We start from the raw sequence: 17,468 nt of genomic DNA on the forward strand, positions 1-17,468 counted from the left end.
TTTCATCGATAAATAATTACAGTTCTTTATAAGTAAGATAGTCGAAATCGGCAGGTTTGTTTGTTCCGCTTGTGTCTTGACAGTGCATGCCAACAAATGCACCAGTAAATCCGTTCAAGCGAACATAGTCATCTGATAGCTTATAAGATTCAAAGTTTACCGGAATATCAGTCCAAGTTTCGCCATCAAAAGAATAAGCGTATTGATAGGAATGTTCCCTTACCTTCACTTTTAAATGGACATACTCCACGGAATCCGGAACTTGAATTTCTTTACCCTGAAGCGGCTGTGAAAAAGTAAAGTTATCGCAGCTTATGATATCAATAATGCGTCCCTTTTCTTCATTCCAGGTAATTTGAACAGATGTCCAATTCTCGGTATTGTAATAGCAAACTAAACCTGCAGCCTGCTGATAAGAATTTGGATTAAAGGAAACCGCTGTGCCCGCATCAAAATGAAATGACTGCCAACGTCGTGCAACCAAAGCCTGAGTAAAGCATGACGTTAGTGATTCTTTTCCATAAAGGCGTAAATTTCCCGGACTGTCAGTTAAGGACATAATATCTTTCGTTAACGGAATCCGTAATGTCTGATAATGGTGGTTCAAGGTTTGGCTGTCAAAATGGTCAACTTCTTCATAATCTCGTTCCCATTTTACCTCTTCCATCTTCGGTGCTTCTACCTCAACAGATCCTTGTTTTCCGCCCACAACATACGGCCAGCCGTCTCTCCATTCAAGTTTTTGAATGGCAGTCTCCCTTCCCAGCGGGCAAAAACCTCGATAATCAAGAACCGGTTTATCCTCGTGAGATAGTGGTCTGCCAGTTAGGTGTGCTAAATACCATTCATCGGTATGTGTTTGAATGATAGAGGCATGTCCGCATTTTTGCAATGGGTTTCTAGGGTCGTGCCAAGAAGTGAGGAGGGGATGATCTGGATGCAGTTCATATGGCCCCTCAATATTTTTTGATCTTGCTAGAGTTGCTGCATGAGCATATCGTGTACCACCTTCAGCTGTTAGCAAATAGTAATAACCATTGATATGATATAAATGCGGCCCCTCTGTTAACCTAATATCTGTTCCGTCAAAAATCAATTTTGGCTTTCCAATTAACTTTTTTTCCTCAGGAGAATATTCTTGTAATACAATCCCACCAAAAGAGTGTTTATACGTTCTTTGGTCCCATAGCATATTAATGATATATTTTCTCCCATCCACATCATGGAATAGGGAAGGGTCAAATCCAGAACTATTTAAATAGATTGGCTCGCTCCACTCTCCATCAATCGTTTCACAGGTAGTTAAGTAATTGTGAGTATCTTTCCACGCCCCCGCATGTTGTTTGACATCGGAATAAATAAGCCAAAACTTTCCTTCGTCGTAAGTTAAGCAAGGTGCCCAAACCCCGCCGGAATTAGGATTACCTTTCATATCGATCAATGAAGTTCGATTTAATGGACGTGATACAAGATGCCAGTTAACTAAATCCTTTGAATGATGGATTTGAACTCCCGGAAACCATTCAAATGTAGATACAGCGATATAATAATCTTCTCCAACCCTGCAAATACTTGGGTCTGGATTAAAGCCCTTTAATACTGGATTTTGTATTTTCATCTTGTCATTATCTCCTTGAACTTAATACTGAAAGTACTCGTTTATGTTCTTTTTCATCTAAGTTATAGAAGAATATAGCTCCAAGCTCTATTAAAACGAATACTGCCGGAATAGCGGTCATTGTAATCAAAATACCGTGTAATGCTGTTGAGGTTTGAACTTGATTGGCAACATAACCGAAATTGGCCAAAATTAAACCTGGAACAATTCCTCCAATTGCCATACCAAACTTGAAGAAGAATCCAACTAATGCATAGATGACACCGCTTGCACGTTTACCAGTCTTATATTCACCATAATCAATTGTTTCAGGAATTAACGCCCATGTAAAAGCTCCTGCAGTGATGGTTCCGAGTGCCGCGATTAATCTCCCTGTAAATACAAGTGGAACCGCTGATGCTGGAATAAGAAATAGGGCTAGTAAGCCGATTACCTTAAATGATAAAGCAGTAAATAATAATTTTTTCTTACCCATCCATTTATACATCAACGGCATTAATGGCATAAGGATAAGTGCAGGTAGAGTTCCCATTAAACCATACCATTTTACTAATTCCGGTCTTGCAACGTTATAAGTGACATAATAAATTCCAACAGAGTTAACGATGGAGTTTACACCGAAGTTAAGAATAAAGAACATGCATACGATTAAAAGTGGACGATTTGATTTTAATTGAACCCAAATATCTTTAAAGTTAATCTCAGCTTCTATTGAAAGATTAGGCTGAACGCGTTCTTTTGTGTTATAGAAGCTGTACAACAATAACAGTGCTCCTAAAATTCCCATGATAGTCATGGTGATTTGCCATCCAGTGCCTGTTTCCCCAGTCATATTTGTGAAGATTCCGGCTAAGAGTGGTACACCGAATGAAACGATCAATCCACCGATGTTTCCGAATAGCATCCTGACTGAAGTTAAGCTGACAACTTCTTTGTTATCTTGAGTAATGGCTGAAGTAAGTGCTGCATAAGGAATGTTAATCACTGAATACGTAATCGATAATAAAATATAAGTAGCATAGGCATACACGAGTTTCATAGGATCAGAAAATCCTGGAGTTGTAAAACAGAGAATCGCTACACCTGCAAACGGAAAGGCACCGTATAAAAGATAGGGACGAAATCTTCCGTATTTTGTATTGGTTTTATCAATAACCGCTCCGATAAATGGATCCAGAACTGCATCAACTAACCGTACAACTAGGAACATTAATCCAGCTGCTGCAGCGGTAATTCCAAAAACGTCAGTATAGAAAAACAATAGATAACTACTTACTGTTTGATAAATGAAGTTACAGGCTAAATCCCCAGTCGCATAACCGACCTTTTCCTTCATTTTGATTTTTTCTGGTTGTACTACTGTTATTTTCTCAGCAAGGCTTGTACTCATCTTGATTCCCCTCCACATTTTAATCTACAATAACTTTGTTTGTTCATTGTATAAACAAAGTTATTGTAAAACTATCCCTTTTTAATAAATCTGATAACCGATTCCCTTACACACGATTAAAATCATCAGGATCTGCAAACATTCGTTGATCTGTGTTCAGAGCGTTTATTTTGTCCATGTCTTCTTGTGAAAGTTCAAAATCAAAGACATCAGCATTCTCAGCAATACGGTGAGGTTTAACGGACTTTGGAATGGTCACTACCCCAGTTTGGATATCCCAGCGGATGATAATTTGTGCTGTTGACTTATTGTATTTCTCGGCAATTTCCACAAGGACAGGCTCTTCAAAAAGTCCACCCTGCATTAATGGAGACCACGCTTCAAGCTGAATGCCATGTTTTTTACAAAAAGCATGCAATTCCCTTTGATTGAAACGCGGATGATATTCTACTTGATTGACCATTGGTTTAATTTCACAGTTGGCAATAATGTCTTCAAAGTGGTGAATTTTGAAATTACTTACACCAATAGCGCGGACACGTCCATCCTTATAAAGCTTTTCAAGAGCTTTCCATGTTTCAATATATTTTCCTTGGGACGGTAACGGCCAGTGAATCAAATAAAGGTCTAAATAATCCAGGCCCAGCCTTCTCAGGCTTACATCAAAAGCTGCTAAGGTTGCTTCATAACCATGATCGGCATTCCAAACCTTTGTGGTAACAAATAATTCTTCGCGGGGCACATTGGATTCTATAATCCCTCTGCCAACACCTTCTTCATTTCTGTAAACGGCAGCGGTATCAATGCTTCGATAACCAACTTCAAGGGCAGCTTTTACCACGTTGACTACTTCCTCCCCGTCTTGTACTTTAAAAACCCCCAAGCCAACCGATGGCATTTTCACACCATTATGTAAGGTTGTTGCACTTTGTAAACCCTGTAACATCGACTTCACTCCTTTTACAACTGTTATTTGGACTTCGGCACTAGTTGAGAAAGAATTCCTACCAGTGCAGTATGAATCGTAGAGAAAACTGTTTTACATTATAAAACTGCGTTTTGTCATCTTGGCTTATTTAGCTAGAATATACCACCTTATTACTAAGAAATCGATTACAATTTTGCATATTTTGTGACTATTTTTATACATTAGTTGCTAAAACTCCTTTATAGTCAGGATTGGTATGAACGATCATTGTATCCAATTCCTGTAAAAGCACACTGATAGAATCTGTTTGTTTCTCATTCGGCTGGATAAGAGGCTTTAGACAATATCCTTCTAATCCGATTCCCCTAAGTACCATCGCTTGTTTCGTAAACGGGATAAATGGTGTGCCAAGATCGTATAGCTCCATCATTTTATCGACGATGCTCTGGATTTCAGCCACTTTTTTTAGATCTTTCGCGTTAATCGCTTTTACCCAGGCGGAAAATACTTCTGGATATACGTTAGAAAGCCCTCCAATACAGCCATTTCCGCCGCTAAGAACATTATGGGCGAAGTTTTCATCAAATCCGGAGTAGACAATAAAGTCAGGGAACTCGTTCTGCACCGTTTGGATTAGCTTTCTGGTATGCCCCATTTCCGTAACGGTATCTTTATATCCTTTAATATTTTTATGTTTCCGCAAAAGATTCAGGGTCACTTCCGGAGACAAGTCGTGGCCAGTCCTAGCAGGATAATTGTATAAATAAATATCCCCTTTTATTCTTTGCGACACTTGGTCAAAATAGAATTCCACACTTTCATCCGATAGCGAAAAATAATAGGGGCTGATAATCATGACACCATCAGCGCCTGTCTCTATCGCGTAGTTGGATAATTGAACTGTATTCTCCACGGTCATACACGCAGTCCCGATATACACTTTGGTCCGATGATTCACATAACTTACCGCAAGGTCGATTAATTCTTTCTTCTGGGCGTCCTGCATAGAAGAAAACTCCCCGGTACTGCCCATAATGACTAAACCGTCTACTCCCCCATTAATTAAGAAATCATAAATATTTTTGTTGGCCTGGTGGTCCAAATTGCCCTCGAAATCAAAAGCAGTAACCACAGGTGTTAAAAATTGTACGTTTTTCAATGGACCTCTCTCCTTGGAATCCAGCAGGATCAAATTCTACCTGAGCCTGCTGTCAGTTTTAATAGAAAAAAACTAGTTAGTAGTTAATTCTTCTTTCTTCTCGTTCAGCTAGCGCTTTCATCCCTGCGTTTAGTACTTCTATGATTCGGTCAGTATCATAGACACTTCCACGCCAGGTTCCGCCACTAGCGGCTTGAAGTGCAGCCCATAATCGTGTATCATCCGGTAGACCTGGATCTGGCTTAAGGTCTGGATGAGACTCACGTTCTTCTAATACTCGAGCTGCTTCTTCTATCAGCAACCGATTATCCTTTGTTCCGATAAAGTTAACGGAACCAACCAAATGATCTCTGTCCACGATAATTTCAATTACATCACCATCACGTAATTTACCAATCGGCCCCCCTGCCAATGCTTCTGGTCCGACATGACCGATACAAGCACCAGTCGATACGCCTGAAAAACGAGCATCTGTAATCAAGGACACATGTTTCCCATAAGATAAGTGCTTTAAGGCAGAAGTTAATTGATAGGTTTCTTCCATTCCTGTCCCCAATGGTCCTCCACCCATGACAACCATGATATCTCCAGCTTCAATTCCGCCTGTTTTAATCGCCCTGATCGCTGCCTTTTCAGATGTAAAAACTTTTGCTGCGCCAGTATGACGATAAATACCGTCTTCCCCAACCACAGATGGATCAATGCTAGTTGACTTAATAACAGAACCCTCTGGTGCAAGGTTTCCTTTCGGGAACGTAACCGTTGAGGTTAACCCTCGTTGTTTTGATTGAGTTGGGCTCATGATGACTTCATCCGGTTGAATTCCATCATGTTCCACCAATAGTTTTCTAAATTTCGCACGTCGTTCTGAGGTTTCCCACCAATCAAGGTTTGCTCCTAGCGTTTCCCCCGTCACCGTAAGGACATCTTCATGCAACAGGCCCAATTTTCTTAGATGAAGCATCACTTCTGGTACTCCTCCGGCTAAGAACGCACGAACGGTTGGATGGTTATCTGGTCCGTTTGGTAATACATTTACTAATCGAGGCACTAACTTATTAATTCTTTCCCAATCATCTACAGTAGGAATTCTGCAGCCTCCAGCATGTGCAACAGCTGGAAGATGCAGCAACAAGTTCGTTGAACCACCAAAGGCAGCATGAAGGACCATTGCGTTTTCAATCGCTTTATCCGTAATGATATCCTTCGTTGTAATGCCCTTTTTCTCCATTTCCAACGCAGCGCGAGCCGACTGTTTAGCAACCTCTTCCCAAACTGGCTGGCCGGATGGTGATAAAGCAGAATGAGGTAATGCTAATCCTAGTGCTTCCACCACCACTTGTGAGGTTCCTGCAGTTCCTAAGAATTGACATCCACCCCCGCTAGAGCCACATGCTACACAGCCAAGTCTTGCCGCTTCCTCCAATGTAAGCTCATTATTGGCAAATCTAGCACCAATTGTTTGAACCTTGCCCGCATCTTCCCCTTCTGTAGGCGGAAGTGTTGCACCGCCTGGAACTAGCACGGTTGGAAGATTGTGCATGGATGCCAGGGCAATCATCACCGCCGGTAGACCCTTATCACAAGTGGCAACCCCTACAACGGCCCGCCTTGTTGGAATAGACCGGATTAGGCGCCTCATCACAACAGCTGCATCATTCCGATACGGAAGGGAGTCAAACATCCCCGTTGTCCCTTGAGAGCGGCCATCACAAGGATCGCTTACAAAACTGGCAAATGGAACACCGCCTAGTTTAGTAATTTCTTCGGCAGCTGCTCTCATTTGTAATCCTAGTTCATAATTTCCGGTATGGTATCCTAATGCAATCGGAGTGCCATCGTGATCACGAATGCCTGCCAAAGTTCCAATAATCAGTACCTGTTTACCAAGGAGCCTAGAAGGTTCCCAGCCCATTCCGGCATTCTGGGTCATACCAAAAATATCGCCGCTTGGCAGTTCTCGTAACATTTCGGGAGTCAGTGGAAGTGAACCTTGCGGCCCAGCACCATGAGTCTTTATGCTATAGATGGATTGGTTTTCTTTTCCAAAAATTAATTGTAATGACATCGTAATCTCCTAAGTTAGGTTTTATTAAAACACAGTTGCGGCTTTTAAGCAGGTAAATAGTTTTATAATATAAAACTACGTTCAACCTCCTATAATTCCTAGAGAAAGCCTGTGGGCTTTCCTAGGGTTTTATATAGTAACCATTCGTTTTCAACTAAAAATATGCTTCTCAATTAAAGATTTTATCTTTGTGACCTCTATTACAGACGCCATTATCCTTTTACAGATCCTGCTGCAATTCCTTCGACAATTCGATCACTAAGAATGAAGTAAGCGATCAATACTGGGATGATACTAATCATCAATGTGGCACCAATAGCGCCCCAATCCGTTAGATACTGTCCAACGAAGTTATTTACACCAACCGTGATTGTCTTCCATTTATCGGAACTTAGGAACGTATTAACAAATACGAATTCATTCCAGTTATAAATCATGTTAATAATGATAGTTGTTGAGAGTACAGGTAGTGTCATCGGCAGTGTAATTTGGAAGAATATTCTATGAATCGAACAGCCATCCATTACAGCAGCTTCCTCAATCTCCCGTGGGAGTATCTTATAAAATCCTGAGAGAATCATAATCGTTATCGGCAAATTAAATGCTACATATGAAACAATAATGGAGACTGGATTATCAATTAAATTTGCTGATTTAAAGATATTGAATAAAGGAATTAATGTTGAATGGAGTGGTATCATGTACCCTGCCATAAACAATCCAAGAACTACCCCACTCAGTTTCCAATGCATTCTTGTGATTGCAAACGTTACAAAGCTGGCAAGGATTACCGTAAGAAAAACAGCGACTACTGTATACAACACACTGTTGAAAAAATAAACATCAATGTGACCTGCTGTCCAAGCCTTCGCATAGTTTCCCCATTGGGGATCTTGCGGTAACGAGAACGGGGACATACCAAAAACCTCTTGGTTGGTTTTCAAGGAAAAAAAGAATAACCACACCAACGGGTAAATTTGAATAATCGCAATCACTCCGAGGATTAAGTATAGGATTCCGTATCCAATTCTATTTCCGAGTGTTTTACTAGGTTTATACGAAGCTAATAGGGTCGTTTGCGTTTGTGTTTCATAGGCAACCTTACTCATCTTTTTTCACTCCCCTTTTTTTAAAAATCAACTTCTTTAGAAGAAAGTAATTTTTGTATTAACCAAGTCATCACAAGACAGATCACCAATAAACCGAATCCTATCGCACTTCCGTATCCGAAGTTATATTTACTAAATGCTTCCGTATACATATAGGACGCCATAACCTCACTGGCATGGTTAGGTCCACCGCCAGTTAAGACAAAAATCAAATCAAAATACTTTAAGGAACCAACCACCGCTAAAATTACCATGACTTTTATAACGCCGGAAATTAGTGGAAGCTTGATTTTATAAGCGATTTGAATGGGAGTCGCTCCATCAATTTTCGCAGCTTCGATCAGTTCTTCTGGAACATTTTTTAATGCAGCATAGAAAATAATGATATAAAAACCTGCGTATTGCCAAACAATTGGAATAAAGAGGGCAAATAATACAATCTTAGAATCAGCTAACCAAACAGGTGGATTATCAACACCTAGCATTACTAGTAATCTATTTATCATTCCGTTAGTAGGATCAAAAATCTTAGCCCAAAGTTGTCCAATGGCAACTGATGATAATAACATCGGGATTAAGTATATTTTTCGTAAAATGTTGGCTCCTTTAATTTTACTTGCTAAAATCAGCGATAAAATTAAATAACCAAACAAGCTTACCGTAGAAAAAATACCTAGTAACAACGAGTGCCATGTACTTTGCCAGAACATTTTATCCTTAACTAATTCAATGTAGTTATCTAGTCCAATAAACTTCATCTTGCCGATGCCGTTCCAATCCATTAAACCATAATAACCGGTTAAAACAATTGGGATATAAATCAATAGAAGAATAAGAATTAACGCAGGAAGTACGTAAAGGGTGATTACGAATTTGTTTGACATTACACTTTTCATTTTCTATACTCCCTTCCTAATTATATAGAGGGCATAACCTGTATGCCCTCTACGATTTAAGAGAATGAATTACGCTTGATTACTTTTGTTCTTTAGCAAGTTCATCTGCATGCTGCTTAACAAAATCTTTCGGCGTAACTTGTTTTCCAAATAGAGCTGTAACTAAATCATGGTGTAATTCTGATACAGCTGGGCTAGATTGAGTATCAAAGTAAGTAGTAACATTCGATGCTTCACTCAAGTCTTTTAAAATATCAATGTACATAGGAGCAAGGTCTAAGTTCGCTGTGTCTACTTTAGTTGCTGGAATAACGCCCGCATCAGTCACAGACTTTTCTCCCCACTTTTTAACCAAAAATCCAACGAAATCCTTTGCTTCTTTTTGAACTTTAGAATCTTTTGCAACGAATAAACCTACACCAGGACCACCAACATAGCTGTTGATATCAGTACCTTTTCCGCCTTCATAAGTTGGGAACTTGAAGTAGCCGATCTTATCTTTAAATTCTTGTTTAACATCAGGGCTTGTTGTATAGTTTGGTAATTCCCAAGTAGCTGTTAAGAACATAGCTGCTTTTTCATTCATAAAGAAACCTTTTGCATCATCATTTGATAAGGCGCTAGAACCTTTTACAAATCCACCCATATCTACAAGGTTTTGTACTTCTTCTGCTGCTTTAACAATTGCTGGGTCATCCATTTTTGCTTTTCCATGGATTACATCTGTTAAAATAGTAGGTCCGCCAATACGATCTGCTAGATACATAAACCAGAATGATGCTGGCCAGCCATCTTTAGCTCCCACAGTTGCTGGGACAACCCCATTATCTGCTAATGTTTTGACAACCTTTTTATACTCTGTAAATGTTTTTGGAACCTCAAGGTTATATTTCTTGAAAATTTCCTTGTTGTAGAAAACATATGAAATGTTTAATTCTAATGGCAATCCATAAGTTTTTCCATCAACCGCATACGATTCTTTAACACCAGGGATAAAAGCATCTTTAAGATCTGCATCCCCTTCAACTACGTCGTCTAATGGTGCTAACATGTTACCTTCTACGTAAGGCTTAATGAATCCATCTGACCAAGTCATGCCAATATCAGGTAATTCATTAGAGGAAGCTAAAACTTTAAGCTTTTCTCTGTATTGATCAGGGTTGAGGATTTCTGTTTCAATTTTGATATCTGAATGCTCTTTTTCATATTCACTAATGATGTTTTTTACGATTGAAAATTGGGCATTAGAACTGCCTTCCGGCCACAGATGCATGAACTTTATCACTTTTTTACCACCTGCACTGCTTTCCTCAGAAGAACTTGAGGAAGAACAACCTGCAAGTACAAGAGAGACTAGCATGAATACAGACATTAAAATTGCAACCGTTTTCTTTTTAAACAATGTAATTCCCCCTATGACCTTTTCTAGATTTTCCTTACATTTATAGTGTACATTCAGATAGTTCTGAAAAATAGGTCACAACGATTAGGAAAAATACTACTATTTTTAGAAAGCCCTTACATTATTGATTTTTTCGGTATGAACTTGGTGTCATACCCTCTAATTCTTTGAATATCTTAATAAAATATTTAGCCGTTTTATACCCTGACTCTTCTGCGATATCATTAATTGGAAGAGTAGTTGAAATCAACAAGTCCTTCGCACGTTGAATTCTCCGTCTCGTTACATATTCACTGAAGGTTAGTTTGACATGTTCTTTGAATAGGACACTAAGATAACTAGGATTTAAATGAACATGATCTGCCACTTCTTTCTGGGTCAACTCATTCTTTAAATGATTATTGATATAATCGATTGCTTCCCTTATCGGTTCACGATTCGAGAGGTTTTGGGAATTTGCATGGACAAGTTTCTCATCGACCACTTTTTTAATAATTCCTGCCCGCTCTTGTTTTTCAACAGCTTGTACGGCATCCTCTACGGCCTCAATTAAAGCCTTTTTGCTAATCGGTTTTAGTAAATAGTTAATGACTCCTAAACGAAGAGCTTCCTGTGCATATTCAAACTCAGAGTATGCCGAGATAACAATGATGACTGGATAGATGTTTTGTTCTTTTGCTATTTTTAATAATTGCAAACCCGTAATTTCAGGCATCCGAATGTCTGTTATCAGGATATGAACCTTTTGCTGCAGCATAACTTCCATTGCTTCTTCTCCATTGGAAGCGGTAAATATTTGATAGTTCCCATTTGCCCATGTATCTAAAGTTTTTTTCAGCCCTTGGCGGGTTCTTGGTTCATCGTCCACAATCAAAATAGTCTTTGTATTCAAGATTGTTCTTCCTCCCCATTCACAGGTATTACAAAAGACACCGTTGTCCCAATGTTTACTTCACTATTAATAGTAAGTCCACTTTTTAAACGGTCTTGATAATATAATTCAAGGCGTTTATGCACATTGGAAATTGCCATCCCATTGCCTTTTGAGATAGAGATTACCCCTCCTGATTGCATGGCATGTTTAATAGAATCTAATTTTTCTTGCTTGATCCCCGGACCATTATCTTCTACAAGAATTTGCAGATACTCCTTATCTATCGTAGGTTGAATAGAAACGGATATCGTACATGGCTTCAACATATTCCCCGCCCCATGCAGGACAGCATTCTCCACTAACGGTTGAATCAACAGCTTTGGGATTTTGACTTGTGAGAACGATGGGGGCATGGTTAGAATCCATTTTAAATGATCACCGAATCGCATTTTCATAATTTCCATATAATCTTCAATATGTTTAATTTCATCCTTTATTGGAACCCAATCCCCATCGTTTTGCTTGGTTATGGTATAACGGAATAAGTTTGACATTGCAACGACAAACTCTGCCAAATCCTCCTCATCTTTATCCTCTAACGCCCACTTAAGAGCGTCCAATGTATTAAAAAGAAAATGTGGATTTATTTGAGCTTGTAATGCTTTTAATTCACTTCGACTTCGGGTAATTTCCTTTTGATATACCATTTTAATCAGATGATTGGTTTCTTTAACCAGTTGATTATAGGTACTATTTAATTCATTTATTTCATTTACCGTTGTCACACTAGGGTTCATGGTTAACGAGCCCGCGCTTGCCTGCTGCATCGTTTCCGTCAATTTGATAATCGGTCTTGTAATAAAAGTTGATAGAAATAGCGAACTAATAAAAAAGATTATAAATCCAATAATACCAGAGATAATAATACCCGTCCGCAATACAGTAATTCCTTCTGTTAGAGCTTTAATGGGGGTTAAAATGATAAGTGTCCAGCCAGTTTCATTGGAAGTTTGTTTTGTAACCATATAATCCTGATTGTCCAATGAAAGCGTAGGAGCATCGTTTTTTATTATGGGATCGAGGGATTTATTATAGTTTGATAGAATAGGCTTCAAATCTTTGTCTAGTAAAATAGAATACTGATTCGGATTTTTTGTTTCATCCTGGTTAGCAAACTGTAAATAGCTTCTGTAGATACTAATGAGAAGATAACCGCCATTGGCGTAGTCACGACCCATTAAATTAACCCGTCTTAGAGCTAGTATATTATCTGAGTTATTCGGATCATCCCCTATCCACACCAGCCGTCCATTGGCTTTTTCAGCTTGGTGGATCCACTTCCCATCAATTCTAGTGATTAAATTTGTATCATCTAATGGCAGTAAACGGTTCCCGTTATTCGTATAAAGCTCAAAAGAAAAAATCCCATCTGTATTAGCTTGAATCGTATTAACGATTCCCTCTAATTGTTGCCGCTCAGTAAATGCAATTTGTTTTCCTTCATATCCTCTTGTCAAAATTCTTTGAATGTTATCATTCGTCATGACAAGTTTAGCGGCCGTGCTAATTTGTTTATATAAAGATTCTAACCGGCCATTTGCCTCAACAGCTGTCTGGTTAATTTGTTTATCTGCGTTATTTTTCAGTAAAGTGGAAACTTTATTAAACGTTAAAATACTGACAATCAATAAAACTATGAGCATAACGACTAAAAATACGACCAAAATTTGATTTCGTAATGTGTTCCATTTTTGTAGTCTTGAGAACATTTATTATTCGTCCTTTAATATCATAAGATAGTTTTTATTTACTATAACGTATTTTTGTGAAATCGTTAACATCTATTTAAAATATGGAAAATATTAAATATTAATCAGATTTATAGTTTACCATGTTCAATGATGAATCAATGGTCTATAATTGTATAAAGCGAAAATGAAAGCGCAACAAGGAAGGGGAAGTTTTATGAATAAACTATCAATGAGTGGTCTTTTTACCCTTACCGAGTGGATAGCAAGGTTTGCTTATGTAAATTTATTATGGATTGGCTTTTCTGTCCTTGGACTAGTAGTCTTTGGATTTTGCCCTGCTACTGTGTCTATGTTTACTGTTATTCGTAAATGGATTATGGGCGAAAGTGACATACCAGTGTTTCGAACCTTTTGGAATGCCTTTAAAAAAGAATTTCTTAGAAGTAATGGATTAGGTATTATTTTAGTTTTATTAGCGGGTCTTATTTTTATCGATTTGTACTATATGAAAATCGATACTAGTAATTTACTTCAACTCTCACATATTCCATTATTCTTATTTATCTTTGCTATCATCGTGACCGTTTTGTATATATTTCCAGTTTACGTTCACTATAACGTTAAGTTTGTTCAACTGTTTAAAAATGCTTTCTACATCATGCTGATTAATCCAATTGCCAATATTGTGATGCTGATTGGAGTTGCAGCGGCCATCTTTGTTATGAGGGTGTTACCCGGACTGTTCATTTTCTTTAGTGGGAGCATGTCAGCAGGTATCATTATGGCATCCTGCTATCTAGCTTTTCAAAAAATAGAAAAGAAGCAAAAGGAAGCACAATCTCTTTAGTTGTGCTTCCTCTTTTTTTACTCTAATGATAACTTTAATATCTCGCTTACCGTTACAAGTTGATAGCCTTGTGAAGTTAATTCAGAAACAAGCGTGCGAACCGCTTCGATTGTTTGTGAGCGGTCCCCGTAGCCATCATGGAAAATTAAAATACAGCCATTTTTCACACAGTCTCTTGATTTTGCAAGGATATGTTCCACTCCGGGCATGTCCCAGTCCTGAGCCTCCATGTTAAGAGCTCCGATCATTGGATATCCCTTTTGCTGCATGACTAAAACAGTGTCATGATTATAATCAAGGTAAGGAGGACGAAAGACAACGGGCTTTTGTCCAGCCAAATCCTGTATTAATTTCTCCGTGCGTTCGATTTCCTCTAAACACTCTGCCGGGCTTAACTCGGATAACTTAGGGTGAGTGTATGTGTGATTTCCTATTTCATGTCCTTGTACGACAACTTTTTTTACCATCTCAGGATGCTTATCCATTTGCTCACCAATCATAAAGAATGTTGCTTTTCCTTCCACCTCCCCAAAAATATCTAGAACTTGTGATGTGTAGATAGGATTAGGCCCATCATCAAATGTAATCGCAACTATTTTTTGAGAAGTAGGTACCTCATTAATAAAATTTTTTCCACCCAATAGGATTCACTCCATTTGAATATTCATTTTAAAGACTTAATAAGGACCTCTTATATATTCCTTTACTGTTCCTTGATAAAAGCGTTGAATCTCTTGCATTTCTTCTTCTGAGAATGGTTTTGTTTCCAAGGCTGAAAGATTATCCTCCACCTGTTTTACATTTTTAAAACCAGGAATAATACAAGTAATTTCTTTTTGGTCTAAAATCCAGCGCAGTGCTGCACTAGCCATAGATTCCCGGCCTTCTGCAATCCACTTTAACTGGTCAGCTAACTCTACACCCTTTCGGAATCCAAAACCTGCAAATGTTTCCCCTACATTGAAAGCCTCCCCATTTTCATTAAAACGGCGGTGGTCATCGGATTCAAAAATATGATTGGCGGTGAATTTACCTGTAAGCAGTCCGCTGGCAAGCGGTAATCTGACCAGAAGTCCTACACCTTTTTGATAAGCCTCAGGTAGTAGTTTTTCTAGTGGCTTTTGGCGGAACATATTAAATATGATCTGCAGGCTCTTAACATTTGGATGTTCCAAACAAAGAAGGCCTTCTTCGACGGTTTCGACACTGACACCGTAGTGACGGATTTTTCCGTCTTTCTGGAGACGATCTAATACTTCAAAAACACTGCCATCTTGCAAAATCTCTGTTGCCGGGCAATGAATTTGATACAAATCAATCTCTTCCCTGTTTAACCGGCGAAGGCTGTCTTCACAATAAGAACTGACTTTTTCATAGCTGTAATTCTTTGGATCAAAGATGTCACCTTGACGGCAGAACTTTGTTGCGATATAAATCTGGTCTTCCTTGCCTTTTGTGGCCTTAGCTAATAACTCTTCGCTATGGCCGTCTCCATATACATCCGCTGTATCAAAAAAGTTAACACCTTGCTCCATCGCATATTCCAAGGATTTCAATGCTTCTGTGTCACTTGTCTTGCCCCAGGAGCCGCCAATTGCCCATGTTCCAAAACTGACCTCACTGATCATTAAACCGGTATTACCGAGTTCGCGATAATTCATGATAATCACTCCCTATTCTTTAATTCTTTTCAATTCCAAACTTATATATGGTTACGGAGGAATACTGCTGATCGATATCTAAAATTGTTGATGGAAAATGGGGATGATGATTGGCATCAGGCAAAGCCTGCGTCTCCAAGCAAATACCGAGGTATTTTTCAGATGGAGTACCTCTGAATTCACCTTCTGATTTTAATGAATTCCCTGAATAGACCACTACCCCAGCCTCATCCGTTTCAACTGTTAGGATACGTCCGCTTTCAGGATCCCTTAAAACAATTTCCTTATCATGGTTTGTATTTAATAAAAATGGATGATCGTAACCATTCCCAACTAATACGTTTTGCGGATGATCCGATGCGGTTCCAGTCTCTATAACCCTTTCACTAGTAAAATCAAAGGTCGTATTTTTCACATCAAGAAAATTACCTGTTGGAATAAACTCATCATCAAGCTCTAAAAATTGATCAGTCTTAATAATTAGTTTGTGATTCAATATATCCCTTTTTAGGTTGCCGCTCAAGTTAAAATAAGAGTGGTTCGTGACCGTTACCAACGTTTTCTTATCTGATTGGGCCCCATATTGAATTTTCAATTGGTTATCGTTATCCAGGGTATAAGTTACTTGTATATGTAAATTCCCTGGGTATCCTTCGTCACCATCGGGACTGAGATACGAAAAACGAACACCAGCTTCTAGTATTTCTGCATCCCAAACGACCTTATCGAATCCTCTTAATCCGCCATGCAGATGGTTGTTACCGTCGTTTTTGGCAAGAGTGTACGTATTTCCATCAAGTTCAAAAGAACCGCCTTTAATTCGTCCTCCCACCCGTCCTACCACGGCACCGAGGAAATATGGATCATGGACATAATCGTTTAGCGAATCATGTCCAAGGACAATATTTTCGTAGTTTCCGTATTTATCTTGAACCACTATTTTCGTTATAATACAGCCATAATTAATTGCGGTAACTTCCACGCCATGATCATTGACCAATGTAAATGAGGAGACCGTCAAATTATCAATTTGACCAAAAGTATCATGAATGACTTTCACTTTGATCCTTCCTTCCGTTTCGAATTAAGTTAACAATGGTTCCAAGTAAAGCCTATTTCCTTTAGAAAGGCTCGAGCAAGTACCATGTGTCCCGCAGTTGAAGGGTGAACACGATCCCAAGCTAATGTTGCAGAATAAAGGTCTTTTAAGACAACATTAAAGGCTGCTTGGGTATCAATAAATAAACAATTTATTTCCTCAGCGATTTTCTTAACCACCTGACCGTACTGATCCATTGACTGGCGCATTGGATCCTGCTCATTGCTCTCCAAATAAAAGGGAGTCATCAGGACAATCTCCTTCACAAATGGCTTTGTTTCCGTAACGAGCTTCCTAAGCGTATCCTCATATTCATCAAGGTATACATGCCAATCTTTAATGAACGGAGTATCATATTGACGCCATACATCGTTGATCCCAATCATAATGGATAACCAGTCAGGCTTTTGACCAATAACATCCTCCTGCCACCTATTTTTCAAATCACGAACGGTGTGCCCATTGATGCCTTTATTTACCACTCGGATTCCCAACTCAGGATATACTGCTTGCAAAAGCCCATCAACATAGGAAACATATCCTTTACCAAGGGCGGCAAACAATCCTTCTCCTTCTGGTTTGGTTCTTTCACAATCTGTTATGGAATCACCAATAAACAATAGTTTTTGACCTTGTTCTAGTATCATTTCCTTCTACACACCCTTT

Annotated in this window: 15 protein-coding genes; 1 reads left to right on the forward strand and 14 read right to left on the reverse strand. The window is 38.8% G+C overall.

Annotated features, from left to right (window positions below; translation table 11 throughout):
- Window positions 1-16: 16 nt before the first annotated feature.
- From J7E63_RS21690 to J7E63_RS21735, 10 genes are all read right to left on the reverse strand, one after another.
- A complete protein-coding gene (locus J7E63_RS21690) occupies window positions 17-1,618 on the reverse strand; it encodes a glycoside hydrolase family 43 protein (protein WP_215016360.1) in 1,602 nt (533 codons plus the stop codon).
- A gap of 7 nt (window positions 1,619-1,625) precedes the next feature.
- The gene (locus J7E63_RS21695; RefSeq protein ID WP_215016373.1) at window positions 1,626-3,008 is read right to left on the reverse strand and encodes a glycoside-pentoside-hexuronide (GPH):cation symporter; all 1,383 of its coding nucleotides are present in this window, start codon (window positions 3,006-3,008) and stop codon (window positions 1,626-1,628) included.
- Window positions 3,009-3,114: 106 nt separating this feature from the next.
- A complete protein-coding gene (locus J7E63_RS21700; protein WP_215016379.1) occupies window positions 3,115-3,954 on the reverse strand; it encodes an aldo/keto reductase in 840 nt (279 codons plus the stop codon).
- A gap of 196 nt (window positions 3,955-4,150) precedes the next feature.
- Entirely contained in the window at window positions 4,151-5,095 is a 945-nt protein-coding gene (locus J7E63_RS21705; RefSeq protein ID WP_215016387.1) for a dihydrodipicolinate synthase family protein, read from the reverse strand.
- Between the two features lie 76 nt (window positions 5,096-5,171).
- Complete coding sequence (locus tag J7E63_RS21710) at window positions 5,172-7,163, reverse strand: YjhG/YagF family D-xylonate dehydratase (protein WP_215016413.1); 1,992 nt, start codon at window positions 7,161-7,163, stop codon at window positions 5,172-5,174.
- Window positions 7,164-7,375: 212 nt separating this feature from the next.
- On the reverse strand, window positions 7,376-8,272 hold the full coding sequence (locus J7E63_RS21715) for a carbohydrate ABC transporter permease (protein ID WP_215016415.1): 897 nt from the start codon (window positions 8,270-8,272) through the stop codon (window positions 7,376-7,378).
- Window positions 8,273-8,292: 20 nt separating this feature from the next.
- Complete coding sequence (locus J7E63_RS21720; protein WP_215016417.1) at window positions 8,293-9,168, reverse strand: carbohydrate ABC transporter permease; 876 nt, start codon at window positions 9,166-9,168, stop codon at window positions 8,293-8,295.
- 79 nt (window positions 9,169-9,247) lie between these two features.
- Window positions 9,248-10,540, reverse strand: a complete 1,293-nt coding sequence (locus tag J7E63_RS21725; RefSeq protein ID WP_215016487.1) for an extracellular solute-binding protein — start codon at window positions 10,538-10,540, stop codon at window positions 9,248-9,250.
- Window positions 10,541-10,691: 151 nt separating this feature from the next.
- Window positions 10,692-11,462, reverse strand: a complete 771-nt coding sequence (locus tag J7E63_RS21730) for a response regulator transcription factor (RefSeq protein WP_215016419.1) — start codon at window positions 11,460-11,462, stop codon at window positions 10,692-10,694.
- Window positions 11,459-13,213 (reverse strand): sensor histidine kinase, encoded by a 1,755-nt coding sequence (locus J7E63_RS21735; protein ID WP_215016421.1) that lies wholly within the window; start codon window positions 13,211-13,213, stop codon window positions 11,459-11,461. Before J7E63_RS21735 ends, J7E63_RS21730 begins: the two co-directional genes overlap by 4 nt.
- 196 nt (window positions 13,214-13,409) lie before the next feature.
- On the opposite strand from J7E63_RS21735, the gene J7E63_RS21740 reads away from it, so the two are divergent.
- The gene (locus tag J7E63_RS21740; protein WP_251033671.1) at window positions 13,410-14,042 is read left to right on the forward strand and encodes a YesL family protein; all 633 of its coding nucleotides are present in this window, start codon (window positions 13,410-13,412) and stop codon (window positions 14,040-14,042) included.
- Window positions 14,043-14,059: 17 nt separating this feature from the next.
- Here J7E63_RS21740 and J7E63_RS21745 read toward each other — a convergent pair whose 3' ends face one another.
- From J7E63_RS21745 to J7E63_RS21760, 4 genes are read right to left on the reverse strand one after another with little or no spacing between them, the layout of a single operon-like run.
- A complete protein-coding gene (locus tag J7E63_RS21745) occupies window positions 14,060-14,683 on the reverse strand; it encodes a polysaccharide deacetylase family protein (RefSeq protein ID WP_251033672.1) in 624 nt (207 codons plus the stop codon).
- Between the two features lie 36 nt (window positions 14,684-14,719).
- Complete coding sequence (locus tag J7E63_RS21750) at window positions 14,720-15,703, reverse strand: aldo/keto reductase (RefSeq protein WP_215016423.1); 984 nt, start codon at window positions 15,701-15,703, stop codon at window positions 14,720-14,722.
- A 19-nt stretch (window positions 15,704-15,722) separates the two neighbouring features.
- Window positions 15,723-16,763 (reverse strand): aldose epimerase family protein, encoded by a 1,041-nt coding sequence (locus tag J7E63_RS21755; protein WP_215016425.1) that lies wholly within the window; start codon window positions 16,761-16,763, stop codon window positions 15,723-15,725.
- A 29-nt stretch (window positions 16,764-16,792) separates the two neighbouring features.
- The gene (locus tag J7E63_RS21760) at window positions 16,793-17,449 is read right to left on the reverse strand and encodes an SGNH/GDSL hydrolase family protein (protein ID WP_214998219.1); all 657 of its coding nucleotides are present in this window, start codon (window positions 17,447-17,449) and stop codon (window positions 16,793-16,795) included.
- Window positions 17,450-17,468 lie beyond the last annotated feature (19 nt).

Source organism: Bacillus sp. ISL-75, assembly GCF_018613095.1.